This is a genomic window from Salinivirga sp. (assembly GCF_055145285.1).
Genome location: NZ_JBSRDC010000024.1, coordinates 105,718 through 124,767, shown reverse-complemented (window position 1 = coordinate 124,767; position 19,050 = coordinate 105,718). Strand labels below are relative to the sequence as shown.

Below are 19,050 nucleotides of genomic sequence, written 5' to 3'. Positions count from 1 at the left end.
AAATGACACATAAAGTAAGAATAATAGCAAACGATAATGTAACCCACGATGTGAAACGCATTGTAGTTGAAAAACCTGAAGGGTATACTTTTGAGCCAGGGCAGGCAACCGAGGTAGCCATCAATAAAGAAGATTTTAAAGAAGCAAAACGCCCGTTTACATTTACATCTTTGCCCGAGGATGAGCATTTGGAGTTAATTGTGAAGATGTATGAAAGAGAAGGTGTTACCCAGGAGTTTGATAAACTTAATACTGACGATGAATTATTAATTGGCGATGCCTGGGGGACTATCCGCTACAAGGGCCCTGGATACTTTATTGCAGGAGGCGCAGGCGTAACGCCATTTATTGCCATTTTGCGTAAACTCGAAATAGACGGCAAAATTAAAGGTAATACACTTTTATATAGCAATAAAAAGGAGCAGGACATTATTTTGGAAGTTGAACTCAGACAGATGTTGGGTCTTAAATTCGTCAATACCCTTACCCAGGAGAAAAAAGAGGAATATTTCCATGGACGAATCGATAAAGATTTTTTACAGTACCATGTTAAAGATTTTTCAAAATACTTCTATGTTTGCGGTACCATGGGAATGACAGAAAATGTCTTAAAAGCTCTTAAAGAACTGGGTGTAAAAGACGAACAATTAATCTACGAACAATAAAAATATTGAAATGAACTATTTTTATATTACAGGTACAAGCAGAGGTATTGGTAGAGCCATTGCTGAAAAGCTTCTGGAAAATGATTCGAATATTGTCATTGGTATTTCGCGGAGGCAAACCATTAATCATGAACGTTACCGGCATGTGGTTTTTGATCTTAACATGATAGAAGCTGTGCAAGCTTATGATTTTGATAGATATGATGATGCAGATAAAATTGTTTTAATCAACAATAGCGGTGTTTTGGGCGATGTAAACCATATTGGCAAAATGAGTAGCCAAAACATGGTGCAAAGCTATAATGTAAACCTCATTGCTCCGGCCATTTTGATCAATAGTTTTATGGATGCATATGCAGAAAGTAATGCAGAGAAGATGATCATCAACATTAGTTCTGGTGCAGCGAGACACACTGTAAACTCATGGAGTACCTATTGCTCCACTAAAGCAGGTCTGGAAATGTTTACTCAAGTGCTCGAGGGTGAAATACAAGAGGCAAAAAGAAACGATGTAAAAGTATTCAGTATTGCTCCTGGTATTATTGATACTGAAATGCAAAGTGAAATCAGAGCTGTGCCCGATGAGCAATTTAGCTCAAAAGATAAGTTTGTTCAGCTCAAGCAGAATAATGAACTTACCTCTCCGGGAGCGGTGGCCGAAAAAATGGCAGATGTAATTGCACATCCTGAGAATTACCCCAACACGGTTATGGATTTTCGTGATTAAGAATAACCTATGTGCCAACATCAAAGTCATGAGCACGCAAGTAACATAAGATTTGCTTGTGTATTTACTTTGCTTTTTGCTATTGCTTAGGTTCCTGGTGAAATTTACACCAATAGCATGGTAACCATTGCTGATACCATAACAAACTTGAACGGCAGCCTCTCTTTGGGTGCTGCATGGTTTATTAGGAAATACAGTCACAAAAAACGCAACGCCGGTTATACTTATCGTTAGTTAAATGATAGCTATTTATGAAAGAAGGTAAATTAAATATTCTCGTAACCGGCGCTACTGGCTATATTGGGAAACGTTTGATCCCTGTACTACTTGACCAGGGGCACACCGTTTTTGCAATGACCCGGGATAAAAACCGGTTGAACCTGGCAGACCACATTTTGAGCGAAATCCGCGTTGTGGAAGCTGATTTATTAAACCCAGATGCTGATTTATCATTTCCTGATGAGATTGATGTGGCCTATTACCTGGTGCATTCGATGAGCAGTAGTATCCGGAAATTTTATGAAATGGAAGCCACATCCGCTACAAATTTTATTCAGTTGCTCGATCAAACCCAAGCCAGGCAAATCATCTATTTGAGTGGCCTTGGCAATGAAGATAAGCTTAGCGAGCATTTGGCCTCAAGGCAAAATGTAGAGCAGATTCTATCCAATGCGAAGGCTGCATTGACAGTGCTCAGAGCAGCCATAATTGTGGGTTCAGGAAGCGCTTCGTTTGAAATTATGCGCGACCTGGTTGAAAAATTACCCATCATGGTGGCACCCAGATGGCTGAAAAGTGAAATCCAGCCGATTGCCGTTCGAAATATTGTGGAATATCTTACAGGTGTAGTTGGGTTATCGTCAACCTACAATCGAACTTTCGATGTTGGCGGTCCTGATGTGCTAACCTACCGGCAGATGTTGTACAAATTTGCCAAAGTGCGTAAGCTGAAACGGTATATTATTTCTGTTCCGGTTATGACCCCGCGCTTGTCCTCCTATTGGCTGTATTTTGTAACGGCAACTTCTTATAAGCTCGCTGTAAATTTGGTCGATAGTCTTAAAGTTGATGTGGTGTGTCAGGAAAATGCCATTCGCGAATTGGTGCCCATTAATTTAATTCATTACGATGAGGCTGTGGAGTTGGCATTCGAACGAATTGCCCAAAATATGGTCTTGTCCAGCTGGAAAGATGCCGTTAACGACCAGTTTTCCGATGCACATCTCGATGAATATATTGAAGTGCCAACCTACGGTTGTTTCAAAGATGAAAAGCATGCAGATATAACTGGCAGAGAAGATAGCGTAAAAAGAAATATTTGGCGCATAGGCGGGAACCACGGATGGTACTATGCTACGTGGCTATGGGGGTTTCGTGGTTTTCTGGACAAATTAGTAGGTGGAGTGGGACTCAGGCGTGGACGAGCCAATCCCGATATTATTAAAACAGGCGAAGCTCTTGATTTTTGGCGGGTAATTTATGCTGCTAAAGATCGCTCACGACTTTTATTGTATGCAGAAATGAAACTCCCTGGTGAAGCCTGGCTGGAATATAGAATTAAACAAAGCAATGAAAAAACAGTTTTATATCAAACTGCTACCTTCAGACCCAGAGGCGTTTGGGGGCGGATCTATTGGTATGCTGTATGGCCTTTTCACTTGTTTGTTTTTAATGGAATGATTAGAAATTTAGTACGGCATATAATTTAATTAGCGATTGTTCACGTTTCATCACCGGGCAGGTTATAGTGGTTGATGGATGATTGTCGAATTTAAGACTTTAAAAATATGAATTTAAGAGGAAATACTTTCGAAAAAATAGATAAACGGGTAACTTACTGGATGGCCAATCAGGGTATTAAATTACTCAGAATTAGCATTGGCATAATTTTCTTTTGGTTTGGTGCCTTAAAGTTTTTCGAAGGGCTGAGTCCCGCGCAAGGTATTGCTGTGCAAACCATTGATGTAATTTCATTCGGTTTATTGCCCGAAAAATTAATCCTTTATGGACTGGCCGTTTGGGAAGTTTTAATTGGTATTGGTTTACTTTTTAATATCTTTCTGCGGGAAACCCTTTTATTGCTCTATTTACAAATGATTGGCACATTTACTCCTGTTTTTTTATTTCCTGATCAGGTGTTCACGGTTTTTCCCTTTGGATTAACATTTGAGGGTCAGTATATCATTAAGAACCTTGTTGTAGTAAGTGCAGGAATTGCCTTAGGTGCAACCGTACGTGGTGGCCGTTTGCAGGCTGAAAAAGAGAGCCAGTGAAAAATGTTGATAAAGTATGTAGCTGATATTTAGCAACATTACTTCGCAAAACGTTCGAAAATTGCTTGTTGGCGTGCTGCAGGAATTCCTGTTCCTGTATCTTGTACATAAAACTCAGCAGGGTCGCTGAAATCACGATAACCAAATTCAATTTTACCGGAATCGGTAAACTTAATGGCATTTTTGATCAGGTTTATCAGAATAGCACATACTTTTTCTTTATCGGAAAATACGTAAGCCGACTCATCCGGCAGTCCATTATTTAGATTTAATTCAATACCTTTTATTGAACACCGGGGTTTGAAGAATTTATACAGGTAGTTGATTTGCTCATTGACTGAGGAAAATTGTTATAAAGATAAGCGTGAAAAGATTGCCACTCGTTTCAAAGCTGAGCAAATGTTTTTATATTTGATGTTTCCGAATTTGTTTAGTATTATAGAAAAAATAATCGTGGAGAAAACAATCAAAAATAATATTGACGCTTTCAATAAACTGCTGTCGGAATCGCAAAAGGTTGCCATTTTTACACATATGAATCCCGACGGGGATGCATTGGGTAGCGCATCAACCTTTCAGATGGTGCTCCGAAACAGACAGATTGCATCAGAGATTTTTATTGCCAATGAAGTGCCCGGCTCACTGGCATGGATGCCGGGAACTAATGCAATAAAAGCCAATGCAACAAAGAAAACGTTGGATGCTTACATTAAAACAGCCGACCTTATAGTGTGCCTTGATTTTAATGAACCCGGCCGCATGGACCACCTTTCATACATCCTCGAAAACCCGCCGCTGCCGGTGTTGGTACTTGACCATCATCCGCAGGTTAAAACATACCAAGGCTTACAAATTGCAAGCACATCATACAGCAGTACATGCGAATTGCTTTTCTGGATATTAAAACGCAGCGGTAACCTGCCACAAACCCGGGAAATGGCAGAATGTATTTATACCGGCATCGCAACTGATACAGGGTCCTTTGCATACAACTCATCATCACCTGGCACATTTAGAGCTGTGGCTGAACTGCTTGAGATCGGTTTTGATAAAGATCGTATCACCGATTTGGTTTTTCAACAATTCAATGCCAGCCGTATGAAATTATTAGGTCATATGCTGGCCAACCGCATGGAAATTATTCCTGAATATCATACAGCATATACATACCTTACGCAGAAGGATTTAAAAGATTTTGACTTCAAGCCCGGAGATACTGAAGGGTTTGTCAATTATCCACTGTCGATTGCAAATGTTAAATTCACTGCAATTTTTATTGAAAAAGACGACTATGTTAAAATATCCTTCAGGTCTAAAGGAGATTTTGCTGCCAATAAGTTCTCGAATAGTTTTTTTAATGGTGGCGGACATCTCAATGCAGCAGGAGGTAAATCCTATAAAAACCTGAACGATACTTTAAAAGAATTTGAAGAAAAAGTAAAATCACACTACCATGAGTTTTAGATATATTGTAATGGGAGCCTTCCTTTTATTTGCATTTTTATCATGCAAAAATAATTATCACGAGAAAAGGCAGACAGAACAAATTATGCGGAAAGAGTACAATAAAAAATTAATTGAAGCCAACAAGGGCTTAATTGCCAAAGATTCTACAAGAATTGTGGGTGTAATACGAGCCAATAGCTGGAACATGAATGTTACCGGCACAGGTCTTTGGTATGAGATTATTGAGAAGGGCCGGGGCCAGAAAGCCAAACCCAATCTAATTGCCAAGTTAGATTACAAAGTGAGGTTGCTTAATGGAGAACTGGCTTATAGCTCCGATTCAACGGGTCCACTGAAATTCAGAATTAGCAAAGGTGGTGTTGTAAGAGGTCTCGAAGAAGGTGTATTATTGATGCATCAGGGTGATAGTGCGCGGTTTATTATGCCTCCTTACATGGCACATCATCTGTTGGGCGATCAAAAGCGTATACCTCCGAGATCTACCATCATCTACGAGGTGCGGCTAAAATCTTTGGAAAAATAGTTGAACGCAATCTGAAAATACCTATTTTTGTTCCTATATTGCAGAAATGAAAGTAATGAAGTCAGGGGTTATCTATATTCTTTTATTGTTTCTAATGGCCTGTAATTCGAGTCCATACCCGGATTATAGTCAGGCAAAAGATGGTAAAATCTATTACAGGTTGTTTATGTTTGGTGATGACAGACATAAACCTGAAGCAGGCGATTACATAACCGCCGATATAGCTTACCAGACTATGGATGATAGTATCTTTTTTCAGGGTAAACGAACTTTCCAACTGGCACAATCTGAATTCGAAGGAAGTATTGAACAGTGTTTTATGATGCTGGCAGAGAACGACAGCGCCAGTTTTATTATAAGTGCAGATAAACTTTTTAAGAAAACACTTGATGCGAAACTTCCTTCTTTTATTCCGGAAAACAGCAGTATGAAGGTAGGAATCAGGATGCGTATGATTCGGTCAGCTAAGGAATATAAGAGAGAGAAAGAAGAGTTCCTGGCCTGGATTGAAGATTTTGGCGAATATGAGCAAACCGTACTGCGCCATTTTATTGAAGAGCAAAAAATAGATATTAAGCCGACAGCGAGTGGTATGTATTTTATTCCACTTACTCAAACCAGAGGGGAAACAGTTCAAAAAGGAGATATTGTTACCGTTAATTATGAAGGAAAATTTTTGAATGGTGAATTTTTTGATTCTACTGTAAAAAGAAACCAACCATTTGAATTTGTATTCGGTACCGAATGGCAAGTTATTGAAGGAATGGAAGAGGCCATTGGAATGATGCGGGAAGGGGAAAAAGCACTTATAATTTTACCTTCTGACCTGGCCTGGGGAACTGATGGTTCAAGCACCGGCATTGTGCCTCCTTTTACTTCTGTTATTTACGAACTGGAATTAATTCAGGTTCGTTCGCGTGAAGAACAAGTTTAATTTTTAAAAAAGTTTAGAAGCAATGAAGCGTTTTATTAATGCGTTAGCGGTTATTACATTAACAGCTCTAATGATGGGATGTGGTGGAAAAAATCAAGAGTTCGAGTCTCATAATAAAGGATTTGATTATTTGTTTATCGACCGTTCTGAAGTGGGTTTATCCCCGCGGGACGGTGATATTGTGAAACTAAGTATATCTATAAAAGCACCAAACGACAGTGTGCTTAAGAGTGCCGATTTCTTTCGTGTGCAAGTAGAGAAATCTCAATATAAAGGTGGTATCAATGACGCGCTGAAATTTATGCACGAAGGTGATTCAATGGCTTTTTTTATTGATGCGCTGAATTACTACCGCTACGATGAAGAAGAAACGGTTCCTGATTTTATTCAAAAGGGAGACAAGCTACGCTTCGATATACGTATGGCGGATATTAAAGATCTCGATCAGGTAGCAAGAGAACGACAGCTTAATCAGATAAGTGGCCAAAAACGTGAATTAATTGCCCTGAAACATTTTGCCAAAGGATTGGGTATAGAAGATTCCATACATCTCAATACATTTTACGTGAAATCATTGCATGAAGGTAATGGCCCATCGCCTAAACCCGGAGATAAAGTTACCGTTGATTATTTTGGCTATTTTGTCGATGGCAGTCCTTTCGATAATTCCTACGAGCGAGGAGAACCATTTACGTTTACCATTGGAAATAATCAGGTCATTGAAGGCCTGGAAAAAGGAGTACAGGAGATGAAAGAAGGAGGGAAGGCCACAATTCTAATTCCTTCGCCGTTGGCTTATGGTGCGGAGGGATTGTCCAGTGCAAATATTGCCCCATTCACAACGCTTGTTTTTGATGTAGAACTTCAAAAAGTGAAGTGACAATTAATGCATTAATCCGCGTACAAATTTTATTTCAATGGACAAACACTAATTAGTGTATCGCAACGCTATTTCACCTGTCGGAGGCCGCATAAAATGAAATCCAAAAGCTTTTATGCTGCACATGGTATGTGTTAAAAGCCTTATCGTTGGTATTTCATTTCTTTGTATATTTTGCAGACGCTACGACCAACAAATTGAAATGATTGACCGCACAATAAAAACGGTTCAAATGAAAACGTCTAAAAAACTTTCAAACAAAGAAAAAGAGGAGCTTCACCGGAAACTAATGCAGCAGAAGGAGCAGGAAAACAACAAATAGAATACCTAAGGCCTATAAAATATGAGCCGGACCTGTAGTTATACAGCTCCGGCTCTTTTATTTATGGGTTTTTCTATTCTTCTTCCGGCTTTTCTTCCTTTCTGAAATAGCAACGAATTTCCATTCCAAACACACCCAAAACAAAAAGTACAAGAATTATTGAACTGGCCAGCGAAATGTTGCGACCTGCATAATAGGCCTTTGGCTTAAACTCAAATGTAATAACATGTTCGCCTGCAGGTATTTCCATAGCACGTAATATGTAATTAACCCGTATGTGTTTTGCCGGTTTGCCATCGATGCTGGCTTCCCATCCGGCAGGATAGTATATTTCAGAGAATACCGCAAGCTGTTTTGTGTCTGTTTTAGCTTTGTACTCAAGCTTTTTAGGACTATAGCTCGTAAGATTTATATACGCCATTGAATCCGTAGCATAAGTGTCTTCTACGTGGTTGCTAAAGCGTTGGTCTACAATAGCCGTTTTTGCTGGTTCAAACTCGTTGAGGGATGCAATTTCTGCATCGGCATTTTTTACCAGTTTTACATTATTAACAAACCAGGCATTGCCTAATGCTCCAGGGTTTCGTTGTGCTACCTGCTGATTGTTCTTGGAAGTAATAAAATATTTAGTGTTCAACATGTTTATCACTGGCATATTACCCTGTCCAATATGCCGGTCTATCATTTCCTGGTATCGTTGCATTTTGGCACCATGATAACCACCTAAACTATTGTGAAAATATGAGGTGCGGGCATCCTGATCGAGTCTTGCGGTTGTATTGAAAACCCGGTAATGCAGGCTATTGTCTTGTAGTATTTGTTGGTCAGCCGTTGTAGGCTTGTATGGTTGCTTAATCTCGCGGGCTTTCACAAAGTTTTCACTATTGATATATCGTTTGTTTACAGGCCACATGTCTGCTATAAACAATAAACCTAACGCAGCAAAGAAGTAACTCCTTTTGAGCTTATCGGTTACAAACGCCCACAGCACAACGGATGTAAGTAGAATGAAAATTAACGACCTAAAGGCATCGCTTCTTAAGAGGTTTTTACGATCGGCCTCTATGGCATCTATGAATGCTTGATTTTGCAAAGATTGTTGATCAGCCGGATTGTTAAAGTCTGTAAGTAATCCCGGGAATATTGTAAAAAGCAGGGCAATGCCACCCACAATGTACAGTGAATTTTTGAGCCAGGTGATTATTTTTTCCTTGCTGATTTTTTCATCCATAATCTTTTTAATTGCAAGCAATCCCATCAATGGCACAGTTACTTGCGCTATAACCAGCGTCATACTCACGGTTCTAAATTTGTTGTACCCCGGGAAATAATCGAGAAACAACTCTGTGAAAAACATGAAGTGTCTACCCCAGGCTAAAAACAGCGCCAAAAGTGTGGCAATAACGAGCCACCATTTTATCGGCCCTCGCAATACAAACAAGGAGAAAACAAAGAGCAACATAACTACAGCACCAAAATAAACCGGCCCGGAAGTAAAAGGCTGTTCGCCAAAATACATGGGCAGGGCATTTATATATTGCTTAGCCTGTGCCGGACTGGTCCTGGTCTTTAGCCATTTATAAGTTTCAGAGTCTTTATCGAGACTTCCATGAGATGATCCGCCCATGAAATTGGGTATCAGTACGGTGAGTGTTTCATCAATGCCGTATGACCATGCTGTGATGTAATCTTTATCAAGGCCAGCTGTTTTATTACCCGTTTTGTCAGATAGTTCAGACTCACCACGAATGGAATATTCGCCATATTCATAGGTCATCCACAAGTGTGGTATATCGCTACCCAGCGCCAATACAGCTACACCAAGCAACAGGGCAGATTTTTTTAAATAATCAACAATTTGTTGCTTTTTGAGCGCAGATATAAATTCAAAAATTACAAAAATGAGCACTACCATACCTGTGTAGTAGGTGATTTGCGGGTGGGCAGCTTTTATTTGTAATCCAAGGAACAGCGCTGTAACGGCAGCTCCGAGCCACATTTTTTTTCGGTATGTGCTGTAAACCCCTGCTATAACGGCAGGCATGTAGGTAAGCGCCACGGCTTTAGTCATGTGGCCGGCTCCCAGAATTATAAAGAAATAGGAGGAGAAACCATAGGCAATGGCACCCGCTATGCTGAGCCATGGATTTACGCCAAAAAGTAGCAAGGCAATATAAAACCCAAGCAGGCAGACAAACAAATAGCTGGCTGGTCTTTCGCCAATTTGTAACAGTTTATTAATGTATAAAAAGACGTTGGTTCTGACTTTTACAGAAATAAGGTAGGCAGGCATACCGCCAAACATTCTGTTGGTCCACAATGCTTCTTCACCTGTCTCGGCACGATAATCTAATATTTCTTTTGCTGCTCCTTTATAATTGGCCACATCACCAGCTTGTAGTTTTTTTCCTTCGAGCTGGGGTGAAAAGTATGCGTAGGAGATTAATAGAAATAATACTACGGCTACCGCGTGCGGAAAGATTTTTTTTAAAATATCCTGCATGTTTTGCTTTTCCATTTGTCTGCTGTTTTGTTTGTATTTTCGCAAACGAACATACATTTTTTTTATGAAATATCCACAAATCCATTAAAATAAGATTTAAGCAATTTTTGCGAAATATGAATTTTAGGATTGTATTTGGGCTTTTGCATTTATCTTTGTAGTTTTTCGAGGGTTATTTTGTATTGGATAGATGCATCCATTTTAAATATTGATTCGAAACGAATTTTCGTAAAACATACATAATGAAACAACCACATCCTAACGTTTCCGGCTTGTCTATTGATTTTTCGCAGAGCATGCTTGCTGCAATCAAGCAGATGGATACCGCTAAAACCAAACTATTAATTGTATTGAAAGAATCCAAATACTTCAGTATGCTTAGTATTGGTGATATCCAGCGTGCACTAATTAAAGGCAAACCAATTCAGACGCCCATTGCTAATATTCTGAGGCCAAAGCATAAAGTAAACGTAGCGCATGAAAATGATAGTTTTGATGCAATAAAAAAGCTCATGCTTGAGAAAAAGGTTGAATTTATGCCTGTAGTAAATCAAGCCGGAGATATTGTAAAAATACACTTCGGAGATGAGATCGCCGGCCTCGCGGCAGGGCTAACACCCAGAAATGTTGACGCTCCTGTGGTTATTATGGCTGGAGGCAAAGGCACCAGGTTAAAGCCACTAACTAATGTCATCCCGAAAGCCCTGGTACCTGTTGGTGAGAAGCCAATAATTGAAAAAATAGTTAATCGTTTTAATAAAGTTGGTATAAAAGATTTTTATTTAACGGTAAATTATAAATATGAGCTTATTAAACAATATTTTAATAGCATTGATAAGCGACCGTACGATGTAGAATATATCATAGAGGAAGAATTTTTAGGTACTGCTGGCAGCCTTTTTTATTTAAAAGATAAAATAAAAGAAACCTTTTTTGTGTCAAATTGCGATATACTTATCGATCAGGATTATGCCGAGGTATTTGACTATCATAAAAATAATAATAATGAACTTACCATCGTGGGAGGCTTAAAGCATTACCCTATTCCATATGGAACGCTGAAAACGGCCAAAGATGGATTATTGACGGAAATACAGGAGAAACCCGAACTTACATTTATGGTCAATACGGGCATGTACGTCTTAGAACCGCATCTTTTGCAAGAAATCCCCGAGAATACGTTTTACCATATTACGGAACTGATAGAAAAGGTGAGGAGCCAAAAACGTAAAGTAGGTGTATTTCCGGTAAGTGAAAAATCATGGGTAGATATTGGACAATGGAACGATTATATTAAAGGATTAGATAGTTTGTCAGATTGAAATGGTAATTATTGACATAAAGAATTAGTATTTTTTGTGGCAAACGGCCAAACCAGGAAAAATCAAAATTATAAACGGATGAACATACTTATATTAGGTATTCCCGGGAGTGATTTCATTCGCGACTTACTCGACGAACTTTTTAAACATGAGAAAAATATTGGTGTTTATTTCTATAATCCTTTTGGACAACAAGAGGAGGTTTTGAAATATACACCGGGGATTTTGAATGATAATCCGAAAATAACAAGTGTTTTTAAGGGGAGTAAACGGAGCGTTTTATTACAGATTTTTAAAAACTACAGCATACTTAAAAAGAGTGTTCGTAAGCAAAAATTTGATGTAATACACGTTTTCTTTCTACATGTCATTTATATTTTTTTCATCAGTTTTATTAAAAAAAATACGAACAGATTCGTAGTCACAATTTTTGGATCAGATTTCTACAGGAATAAATCCTGGATGAAAAAGCTTAAGGGAAAAGTGTTGCAAAAGGCTGATTTAATAACAACTACAAATCCTCAAACAGTAGAAGATGTATTTAAATATTATAAAACCCTCGATAGTAGTAAGAAGCGCGTCATCAGGTTTGGCAACAATAACTTATCAGTGATAGATGAACTTGCCGGAAAAAGTGAAGTAGAAAGCCTGAAGAAAGCTTTTGATTTACCTTTAGACAAAAAAGTAGTTGTGGTGGGCTATTCGGGGAATATGGTACATCAGCATATAGAAATTTTAAAGCAAATCGATAAAATTGAACCGGAATTAAAAAAAGATATCGTTTTGGTTTTCCCGTTAACCTATGGAAATCAGAAAGACTATATCATTACTGAGATAAAAAAACATTTAGCAGATCGGGCGTTTATTTATCGCATCCTTAATAACTTTCTTCCCATTGAGGATTTGGCAGCCTTACGACTTATTACAGATATATTTATTTCACTTCCATTATCTGATCAGTTGTCGCGTACATTAAAGGAAAATATTTATGCAGGTAATATGGTTATAACCGGTAGTTGGTTGCCCTACGAAATATTAAAACAGCAAGGGGCTGATTATTACAAGGTTGATAGGCTGGAGCAACTACCGAGATTATTGAACAACATCATTAAAAATAAGGAAAAGTATCAGATTGATAAGAAAAAGAATAAGGAAATTATAGAAAAGGATTCATTATGGAGCGAAAAAATTAAAGAATGGGCAGCTCTATACGAGTTTTAACTTTATTTTTATAAGACTTTACCCCGAATACAGAAAATATGATAAAAAAAATTCCAGGGTTGCAAAAACTATTAGGTACTGAAGGAGAGTTACCTCCTCAAATTGTTGAAATGCCGCTTTTTATTACTGGCACAATGCGCAGTGGAACAACTTTGTTGGTAAATAAACTGTCAGAACACCCACAGTTGCTTAAAATTGGAGATGAACTAAATCATGTTTGGACAAAAAATGGCGGAGCAAGTTGTGTGGGTATTTGTGAGCATAAAAGTAAAGTTGATGCCAGTAGTTATTATACGTATCAAATGACCAATTATTTTGATCGGTATGTTAATGAAAGCAAGTCGTTTAAGCGTAGCATGATGAGGGCATACTGGTATCAGAAACGCAAGATTGGACGCATAAAATACGATTGGGAAAATATAATTCCAATGAATAAGTCAACTCATTTAATGAATAAAATTGGGTATGTCAATGGGTTATTCTCAGGTTCAAAAATTATATTGATCATTCGTGATATTTATGGACAATCATCAAGTCAAAAATATCATTTTGATACGGATTATAAAGCCCGGGGCATGTATAATTATGTGCCGGATAACCCTAAGGGTTGTTGGACACGAATCAAAAAAACTGATCAACATCATTCTGATAAAGCGTATCCGGGCAATTTTAAGGTAATACCCCAAATGTGGCTGCGGTTAAATAATCTTGCTGTACAAGAGATTCAGCATGTGCCGGGAGAGCAACGGTTAATAGTTTCTTATGAAGATCTTGTTAAAAATCAGGAAAAGGTATTAGAAAATGTTTTTCGGTTTTTAAACTTAAAACCCAAACACGATGAGGCCGTAAGAGAAATTTGCGAACAGGAGATGAAATTTAAAAATACAACTACCACGGGTAATCCGCTTGATAAATGGAAAACATTACTTTCTGATGAAGAAATTCAGCAAATAAAAGATGAAATAACAAATAATCAGAAAGCATACGATAATATTCAGAACCAACTGGATTTGTACCGGATAAAATAGCATAAAAGTTTATGGCAAAAAGCAATAAAAGCCCTTTAAAAATGGTTGGAAGACATCTGGTTTTTCCGGCCATTGTTGGTTTAGGTTTGGAAAAATGGGCCAAAGCAGGAACAAAAAATCATATTTTAAACCTGATGTATCATGGGGTTTATGAGCATGATGGTGATTTTTTCAGAGCTGCACATACACCTGTCGGCCTTTTTAAAAAACAAATTAAATATTTGCGGAAACATTTCGATATCATTCCTACAGAAGAAGCTTTTAACCATTATAAAAACCATACAGCACCCAAACGCCAATCCGTTACTATTTCTTTTGATGATGGGTTTAAGAATAACCTGCATTCAGTTTTACCAATTTTAGAGCATTATAAGGCACCTGCAACATTTTATATATCAGGGGTATGTGTTGGTGATATGAAGGTTCGGACGCTTTGGTCCGTATTATTCAATGCCTTGTATCATTTCTATCAGGAACCCGATATTTCCTCCTTTAAAGGAACAGAATTAAATAGTAAATCAGCTATTTTAAAATACCTGCAAAGCAACGGTAAGGCAACTGAGGAATTTACAGATTATGTGCTGAAGCATTTCAAATTGGCCGAAAAACTCAGCAATACTCCAAAAGAAGGATGGATGTTACTCGATGCGCAAGAAATTAAAGAAATGTCGACCTCAGACTATACGCAGATAGGATCACATGGGCAAAGACACTTAACGTTGAGCCAATTGGAGGAAGAAGCATTAAGGTATGAATTGTTTCAATCAGCTGATGATATTGGAAAACTAACCGGCCAAACGATTAAGACAGTTGCTTTTCCTTATGGCGATTATAATGAAAAAGTAAAAAATATAGCTACGGAGGCGGGTTACCATATGCAGTTTGCAGTCAATTACAAAAATGAATCAGACTATCGGGACAGGCAAATAATGAACCGGTATGGCGTTCCTACAAATACTACTTTTGCTTCAACAGCATTTTTCATTAACAAAGCATTCGCCCGAATGGGAATGGATTTAATGAAATAGTTTATTGGTATGTTACTTTAAAAATTGTTCGAAAGGTGTGGCTTTTAATTCATACCTAACCCGGTCAATGATCTCCTGATCCAGTTCATTTTTCCAGTCATCTGTTCTTTTCTTACCTTTGAATACACTATACTCGTCGTCGTTATGTTCCTCAAGTGATTTATTCAAAAAATTTGTCGTCTGCTCTGTCATGGACAAACTGGCAAAGGAAAATAACTTTTTAACTTCTTCAAGCGTGTTGCGGTGCAGGTCTTCATAAGATATTATGTGCACTTTTTCGGGATACCATTTTTTTATGGATAAAAAAATCATGACAGCTTCTTTCCATTTGTGGAAGCCAAAATATTCATTCGGGTTAAAATGATCGCGTTGTTGGGCAAAATACCATTGTTCCCCGAAGTTACCATCAATATCGCGGAATTCTTTCGGAGCTTTTCTCCACGAGTTTAATGTTGCGCAAGGATTTCTTACAATGCAAACAACTTTAATATTTTCAATTTGTTTGAGAAAATGCGGCAATAGATAATGATAGCGCACATGCTTTAAGCTTAGTGTATGCGGAAAATCTGCTTTTTCTTCAAAACGTTGATGCAAATTATTTGATTTTTCTTGTTCCCGGTCGAGAAAGTCATCTTTGTAATCATAAACATCTTCAAAAAATCGGTAAATATCTTCCTTTGATGAGTGGAGTGAAATTCGCTCTTTAAACGATTTGCTGAAAAGGGGTTGGTATTTATAACGAACATCAGGTGAACTATCAATGATTTGCCCGAGCCAGGTTGTGCCTGATCTTGGTGTACCATTGATCATCAGTATTTTATCAAATGAATTTTGCATAATGTTCAGTTTTCATTATTAGATTTCCCGGTAACCCAGTAAACGATGAGTATATTTTTTATATGATTCGGGAAATTTTTCTTGCCATTGTGCTGTAATTGATTTATAAACAGGTTCGTTATGTATTTTTTTTCCGATATAAAAATCTGTTTTAAGCTTCGAAAATCCCTTCTTAAACTTGTAAAGCCCATCGTTTTCGTCACCTGAATTGCCTCCGCCCAAATGCAAATATTTGCATTCTTTTTCCTGTCCTTGCCTAATCATACGTTCAAAAATAACATTATTGGGCCGTAGATTCAGGTATTTTGCATCGGAAGCTCCCAGGTGGTAATGGTAATAGTTATTGGAGTGAAAACATATAGCACTTGCAATAATTGTATTGTCGTATTCAACTGTGATTTGTTCCAGGTTTGGCAACTGAAATAAATTTTCAAAATATGCTTTGTTAAAGAAAAGATAAGGAATGGAATCTACTCTTTGCATTGTTTGTTTGTATAACTCCAAAAACCGCTCTTTAGCCAGTTCTTTACCACTGTGTACCTGTGTTTGCAGCCCATTTTTATAGGCTTTATTGATTGCCCGTTTTGTTGAGCTGCTGAAGCCTTGCCGGATTATTTCATTTTCGTGGTTTAGATCGATGGTTATGGTATTTCGATCAAAAATCAGCTGTCGGTGCGACTGAGAGAATAATTGATTATTGATAAGGGGATGAAAACGGCTGAACTCAGCAACAATATTACTATCGATGCAGTATTGGTCAAAACTTTCAAAAAAATCATTTCTCAAAGATGCTGATTGATCAGAACTGATAATGCCGTTATATCCATATGCTCCCTGAATATCGTAATAATTATCATCGAGCTGATATCCTAAATCATTAATGGAATTAATAAGAAACGGGTATAAGGCTATTTTATCTTTATCTTGAAAAACGAAACACTGTGCTTTACCATCATTTAGATTTTCATACAGCGCGTAATATTCAGGTGTGAAATATACATCTTGTTGGTCTTTGGGTAAACGATGAAGCCATTTTGACCAGTCTGATTTATTCTGTAAACTTAAAATTTTGTAATATCCCATAGGAAAATATTATTTTAACTCGTGCAGCGTGCTCTATGAATTATTATTTCTTATCCCGCTCGGTATGTTAACGGCAATTTTTTCAATATGCTCGGAGTTTTCAGTAAAATATGTTTCACTGTCTTCAAACATTGGAAGTTTATAGTGTAGTTTCCAAATGGGGCGGGTCATTATTCCGTTTTCATTGGTTTCTTTCAGGAAGGCATCCCGTTGCGTTTTATCCTTCATTAGAATGAGGCTGAGCCAAAAGTTTGATCGGGCATATTCAGGTTCCGAAAAGAACTTAATGTCTGAAGTTGCAAAGAAATTACTGTAAAGTTTAGCTGTCTCGCGTTTATTTTCAATAATGTTTTCAATGTTTTCCAACTGAGCAACTCCCAATGCCGCACAAACATTTATTAATCGGTAATTGTAACCAATTTCATCGTGAATGTATTCCCATTGATGCGGAACTTTTGCCTGCGTGGTTAAGTGTTTTGCTTTTTTTGCAAGCAAAGTATTATCTGTAACCAACATTCCACCACCGCCTGTGGTTATGGTTTTATTGCCATTAAAACTAAAAATTCCCATGTCTCCAAAAGTACCGGTATGTTTACCTTTATACAGTGAACCAATAGATTCGGCAGCGTCTTCAATAAGTGTTACGTTATATTTTTCGCAAACAGTTTTAATTTGGTCTATTCTGCAAGGATGCCCAAAAGTATGCATGGGTACGCATGCCTTCACTCTTTTTTTTGTATTTTTATTATAACGGTATCCATCATTACCTTCGGTGGTGTGTTCTTTTAAAAAACTTTCAAGTTTATCGGCCGATAATCCCAGGGTATCCATCTCTATATCAATAAAAACAGGTTGTGCTCCGGTGTATTTTATGGCATTTGTGGTGGCTATAAACGATACTGGTTGTGTAATAACCTCATCCTTAGTGCCCACATCGGCCAGCATTAGTGCAATATGCAATGCGGCGGTTCCATTTATAACACCCACAGCATACTTTGCCCCTGTATAATCGGCCATCATTTGCTCAAATTTATCTACATATTGACCTACACTGGAAACAAAAGTTGTGTCGATGCAATCGGTTAAATATTTTTTTTCGTTACCATTGAAAACAGGGGCGTGTAGAGGTATAAATTTATCGGGCGACTTATATAATTCGCGAATAAATTCTATTGTTTGTCGAAATTTACTTTCCATCATTTAATTGTCAAATGCGCTTTGGTTGTTGTTTTGCTTATATGTTGTAAATACCAGATTTGTAATTTTTTAGATTCTCTGGTTTAGTAAACCAATTAATTGTTTCTTCCAGCCCTTGTTCAATGGTATAATCAGGCTTAAATCCGGTTAGTTTATTAATAAGGGTGTTGTCTCCCCACAATCGAAAAACTTCTGATTTCGAGGGGCGTATTCTTTGCTCATCTGTTATAAACTCTACATCTGAATCCATCAGTTTTTTTATGAGTTCAAGTGTATCTTTTACAGATATTTCAAAATTACTGGCAATATTAACTTCCTGACCTATTGTTTTTTCTGACTCTGCCATTGCCATAAATCCCTTGCATGTATCTTTCACATAGTTAAAGTCTCGCGTGGGAGTGAGGTCTCCAAGTTTAATTTTTTCAACCCCGTTGGCTATTTGTGTAATAATGGTAGGTATTATGGCACGGGCCGATTGACGTGGGCCGTATGTGTTAAACGGTCTTGCAATAGATACCGGTAAACCAAAAGCATTATAGAAGCTCATAGCCATCATATCAGCTCCAATTTTACTTGCACTGTAAGGTGATTGGGGTTGCTTTGGGTGTTTTTCATCAATGGGTACATATTGGGCAGTTCCATAAACTTCGCTTGTGGAGGTATGTATAACTCGAATGTTGCCTCTTTCTTTAGCAGCCTGGCAAATGTTTAGCGTCCCTTTAACATTTGTATCCACATAGGAATCAGGTGCTACATATGAGTAAGGTATAGCAATCAGCGCTGCCAAATGATAAATAATATCTACATCTTGCACGAGATGTTTACAAAAATGCGGGTCTCTTATATCCCCGGTTAAAATTTCCAGATTTTTATTTTCCTGTATTGTATCAAGCCAGCCCCACGAATTAAATGAATTATAATACGATAACGCTTTAACTTTATGTCCTTTTGCCAGCAGTGCTTCAGTGAGATGTGAACCGATAAAACCGTCTGCTCCGGTTACCAAACAATGTTGTTTACTCATCTTTTCCCAATTTTAT

General features: G+C 37.8%; 18 protein-coding genes. 12 read left to right on the top strand and 6 right to left on the bottom strand.

The window, feature by feature from the left end; all coding sequences use genetic code 11:
* Nucleotides 1-2: 2 nt before the first annotated feature.
* From ACTB0Y_RS05160 to ACTB0Y_RS05145, 4 genes are all read left to right on the top strand, one after another.
* Nucleotides 3-665: an FAD-binding oxidoreductase gene (locus ACTB0Y_RS05160; protein WP_463205734.1), complete on the top strand. Its 663-nt coding sequence runs from the start codon at nucleotides 3-5 to the stop codon at nucleotides 663-665.
* Nucleotides 666-675: 10 nt separating this feature from the next.
* Nucleotides 676-1,392: an SDR family NAD(P)-dependent oxidoreductase gene (locus tag ACTB0Y_RS05155; protein ID WP_463205733.1), complete on the top strand. Its 717-nt coding sequence runs from the start codon at nucleotides 676-678 to the stop codon at nucleotides 1,390-1,392.
* 251 nt (nucleotides 1,393-1,643) lie between these two features.
* The gene (locus ACTB0Y_RS05150; RefSeq protein ID WP_463205732.1) at nucleotides 1,644-3,101 is read left to right on the top strand and encodes an SDR family oxidoreductase; all 1,458 of its coding nucleotides are present in this window, start codon (nucleotides 1,644-1,646) and stop codon (nucleotides 3,099-3,101) included.
* A gap of 78 nt (nucleotides 3,102-3,179) precedes the next feature.
* Entirely contained in the window at nucleotides 3,180-3,665 is a 486-nt protein-coding gene (locus tag ACTB0Y_RS05145; RefSeq protein ID WP_463205731.1) for a DoxX family membrane protein, read from the top strand.
* A 38-nt stretch (nucleotides 3,666-3,703) separates the two neighbouring features.
* Here ACTB0Y_RS05145 and ACTB0Y_RS05140 read toward each other — a convergent pair whose 3' ends face one another.
* Nucleotides 3,704-3,919, bottom strand: coding sequence for a sensor histidine kinase (locus tag ACTB0Y_RS05140; protein ID WP_463205760.1), 216 nt, complete (start codon nucleotides 3,917-3,919; stop codon nucleotides 3,704-3,706).
* A gap of 199 nt (nucleotides 3,920-4,118) precedes the next feature.
* Here ACTB0Y_RS05140 and ACTB0Y_RS05135 point away from each other — a divergent pair, with 199 nt between their 5' ends.
* Genes ACTB0Y_RS05135 through ACTB0Y_RS05120 form a run of 4 tightly spaced genes read left to right on the top strand, consistent with a single transcriptional unit; the run spans nucleotide 4,119 to nucleotide 7,469 of the window.
* Complete coding sequence (locus tag ACTB0Y_RS05135; RefSeq protein ID WP_463205730.1) at nucleotides 4,119-5,129, top strand: DHH family phosphoesterase; 1,011 nt, start codon at nucleotides 4,119-4,121, stop codon at nucleotides 5,127-5,129.
* The gene (locus ACTB0Y_RS05130; RefSeq protein ID WP_463205729.1) at nucleotides 5,119-5,655 is read left to right on the top strand and encodes an FKBP-type peptidyl-prolyl cis-trans isomerase; all 537 of its coding nucleotides are present in this window, start codon (nucleotides 5,119-5,121) and stop codon (nucleotides 5,653-5,655) included. The genes ACTB0Y_RS05135 and ACTB0Y_RS05130 overlap by 11 nt, the downstream gene beginning before the upstream one ends.
* A gap of 46 nt (nucleotides 5,656-5,701) precedes the next feature.
* Nucleotides 5,702-6,589: an FKBP-type peptidyl-prolyl cis-trans isomerase gene (locus tag ACTB0Y_RS05125; RefSeq protein WP_463205728.1), complete on the top strand. Its 888-nt coding sequence runs from the start codon at nucleotides 5,702-5,704 to the stop codon at nucleotides 6,587-6,589.
* Nucleotides 6,590-6,611: 22 nt separating this feature from the next.
* Nucleotides 6,612-7,469, top strand: a complete 858-nt coding sequence (locus tag ACTB0Y_RS05120) for an FKBP-type peptidyl-prolyl cis-trans isomerase (protein WP_463205727.1) — start codon at nucleotides 6,612-6,614, stop codon at nucleotides 7,467-7,469.
* Nucleotides 7,470-7,864: 395 nt separating this feature from the next.
* Here ACTB0Y_RS05120 and ACTB0Y_RS05115 read toward each other — a convergent pair whose 3' ends face one another.
* On the bottom strand, nucleotides 7,865-10,309 hold the full coding sequence (locus tag ACTB0Y_RS05115) for a YfhO family protein (RefSeq protein ID WP_463205726.1): 2,445 nt from the start codon (nucleotides 10,307-10,309) through the stop codon (nucleotides 7,865-7,867).
* 227 nt (nucleotides 10,310-10,536) lie between these two features.
* Here ACTB0Y_RS05115 and ACTB0Y_RS05110 point away from each other — a divergent pair, with 227 nt between their 5' ends.
* From ACTB0Y_RS05110 to ACTB0Y_RS05095, 4 genes are all read left to right on the top strand, one after another.
* Nucleotides 10,537-11,616: a nucleotidyltransferase family protein gene (locus tag ACTB0Y_RS05110; protein WP_463205725.1), complete on the top strand. Its 1,080-nt coding sequence runs from the start codon at nucleotides 10,537-10,539 to the stop codon at nucleotides 11,614-11,616.
* Between the two features lie 78 nt (nucleotides 11,617-11,694).
* The gene (locus ACTB0Y_RS05105) at nucleotides 11,695-12,837 is read left to right on the top strand and encodes a glycosyltransferase (RefSeq protein ID WP_463205724.1); all 1,143 of its coding nucleotides are present in this window, start codon (nucleotides 11,695-11,697) and stop codon (nucleotides 12,835-12,837) included.
* Between the two features lie 38 nt (nucleotides 12,838-12,875).
* Nucleotides 12,876-13,865: a sulfotransferase gene (locus tag ACTB0Y_RS05100; RefSeq protein ID WP_463205723.1), complete on the top strand. Its 990-nt coding sequence runs from the start codon at nucleotides 12,876-12,878 to the stop codon at nucleotides 13,863-13,865.
* 41 nt (nucleotides 13,866-13,906) lie between these two features.
* Entirely contained in the window at nucleotides 13,907-14,893 is a 987-nt protein-coding gene (locus tag ACTB0Y_RS05095) for a polysaccharide deacetylase family protein (RefSeq protein WP_463205722.1), read from the top strand.
* A gap of 12 nt (nucleotides 14,894-14,905) precedes the next feature.
* Here the strand turns inward: ACTB0Y_RS05095 and ACTB0Y_RS05090 are convergent, their stop codons facing one another.
* Genes ACTB0Y_RS05090 through ACTB0Y_RS05075 form a run of 4 tightly spaced genes read right to left on the bottom strand, consistent with a single transcriptional unit; the run spans nucleotide 14,906 to nucleotide 19,034 of the window.
* The gene (locus ACTB0Y_RS05090; protein WP_463205721.1) at nucleotides 14,906-15,730 is read right to left on the bottom strand and encodes a sulfotransferase domain-containing protein; all 825 of its coding nucleotides are present in this window, start codon (nucleotides 15,728-15,730) and stop codon (nucleotides 14,906-14,908) included.
* A gap of 18 nt (nucleotides 15,731-15,748) precedes the next feature.
* Entirely contained in the window at nucleotides 15,749-16,813 is a 1,065-nt protein-coding gene (locus ACTB0Y_RS05085; protein ID WP_463205720.1) for a lipid II:glycine glycyltransferase FemX, read from the bottom strand.
* 33 nt (nucleotides 16,814-16,846) lie between these two features.
* Nucleotides 16,847-18,013 (bottom strand): LegC family aminotransferase, encoded by a 1,167-nt coding sequence (locus ACTB0Y_RS05080; protein WP_463205719.1) that lies wholly within the window; start codon nucleotides 18,011-18,013, stop codon nucleotides 16,847-16,849.
* 34 nt (nucleotides 18,014-18,047) lie between these two features.
* A complete protein-coding gene (locus ACTB0Y_RS05075; RefSeq protein WP_463205718.1) occupies nucleotides 18,048-19,034 on the bottom strand; it encodes an NAD-dependent 4,6-dehydratase LegB in 987 nt (328 codons plus the stop codon).
* Nucleotides 19,035-19,050 lie beyond the last annotated feature (16 nt).

What these genes read in the sequence shown, in the direction of transcription:
- ACTB0Y_RS05160 (WP_463205734.1), top strand. Translation starts at nt 3, where the DNA reads ATGACACATAAAGTAAGAATAATAGCAAACGATAATGTAACCCACGAT.
- ACTB0Y_RS05155 (WP_463205733.1), top strand. Translation starts at nt 676, where the DNA reads ATGAACTATTTTTATATTACAGGTACAAGCAGAGGTATTGGTAGAGCC.
- ACTB0Y_RS05150 (WP_463205732.1), top strand. Translation starts at nt 1,644, where the DNA reads ATGAAAGAAGGTAAATTAAATATTCTCGTAACCGGCGCTACTGGCTAT.
- ACTB0Y_RS05145 (WP_463205731.1), top strand. Translation starts at nt 3,180, where the DNA reads ATGAATTTAAGAGGAAATACTTTCGAAAAAATAGATAAACGGGTAACT.
- ACTB0Y_RS05130 (WP_463205729.1), top strand. Translation starts at nt 5,119, where the DNA reads ATGAGTTTTAGATATATTGTAATGGGAGCCTTCCTTTTATTTGCATTT.
- ACTB0Y_RS05125 (WP_463205728.1), top strand. Translation starts at nt 5,702, where the DNA reads ATGAAAGTAATGAAGTCAGGGGTTATCTATATTCTTTTATTGTTTCTA.
- ACTB0Y_RS05120 (WP_463205727.1), top strand. Translation starts at nt 6,612, where the DNA reads ATGAAGCGTTTTATTAATGCGTTAGCGGTTATTACATTAACAGCTCTA.
- ACTB0Y_RS05115 (WP_463205726.1), bottom strand. Translation starts at nt 10,309, where the DNA reads ATGGAAAAGCAAAACATGCAGGATATTTTAAAAAAAATCTTTCCGCAC.
- ACTB0Y_RS05110 (WP_463205725.1), top strand. Translation starts at nt 10,537, where the DNA reads ATGAAACAACCACATCCTAACGTTTCCGGCTTGTCTATTGATTTTTCG.
- ACTB0Y_RS05105 (WP_463205724.1), top strand. Translation starts at nt 11,695, where the DNA reads ATGAACATACTTATATTAGGTATTCCCGGGAGTGATTTCATTCGCGAC.
- ACTB0Y_RS05100 (WP_463205723.1), top strand. Translation starts at nt 12,876, where the DNA reads ATGATAAAAAAAATTCCAGGGTTGCAAAAACTATTAGGTACTGAAGGA.
- ACTB0Y_RS05095 (WP_463205722.1), top strand. Translation starts at nt 13,907, where the DNA reads ATGGTTGGAAGACATCTGGTTTTTCCGGCCATTGTTGGTTTAGGTTTG.
- ACTB0Y_RS05090 (WP_463205721.1), bottom strand. Translation starts at nt 15,730, where the DNA reads ATGCAAAATTCATTTGATAAAATACTGATGATCAATGGTACACCAAGA.
- ACTB0Y_RS05085 (WP_463205720.1), bottom strand. Translation starts at nt 16,813, where the DNA reads ATGGGATATTACAAAATTTTAAGTTTACAGAATAAATCAGACTGGTCA.
- ACTB0Y_RS05080 (WP_463205719.1), bottom strand. Translation starts at nt 18,013, where the DNA reads ATGATGGAAAGTAAATTTCGACAAACAATAGAATTTATTCGCGAATTA.
- ACTB0Y_RS05075 (WP_463205718.1), bottom strand. Translation starts at nt 19,034, where the DNA reads ATGAGTAAACAACATTGTTTGGTAACCGGAGCAGACGGTTTTATCGGT.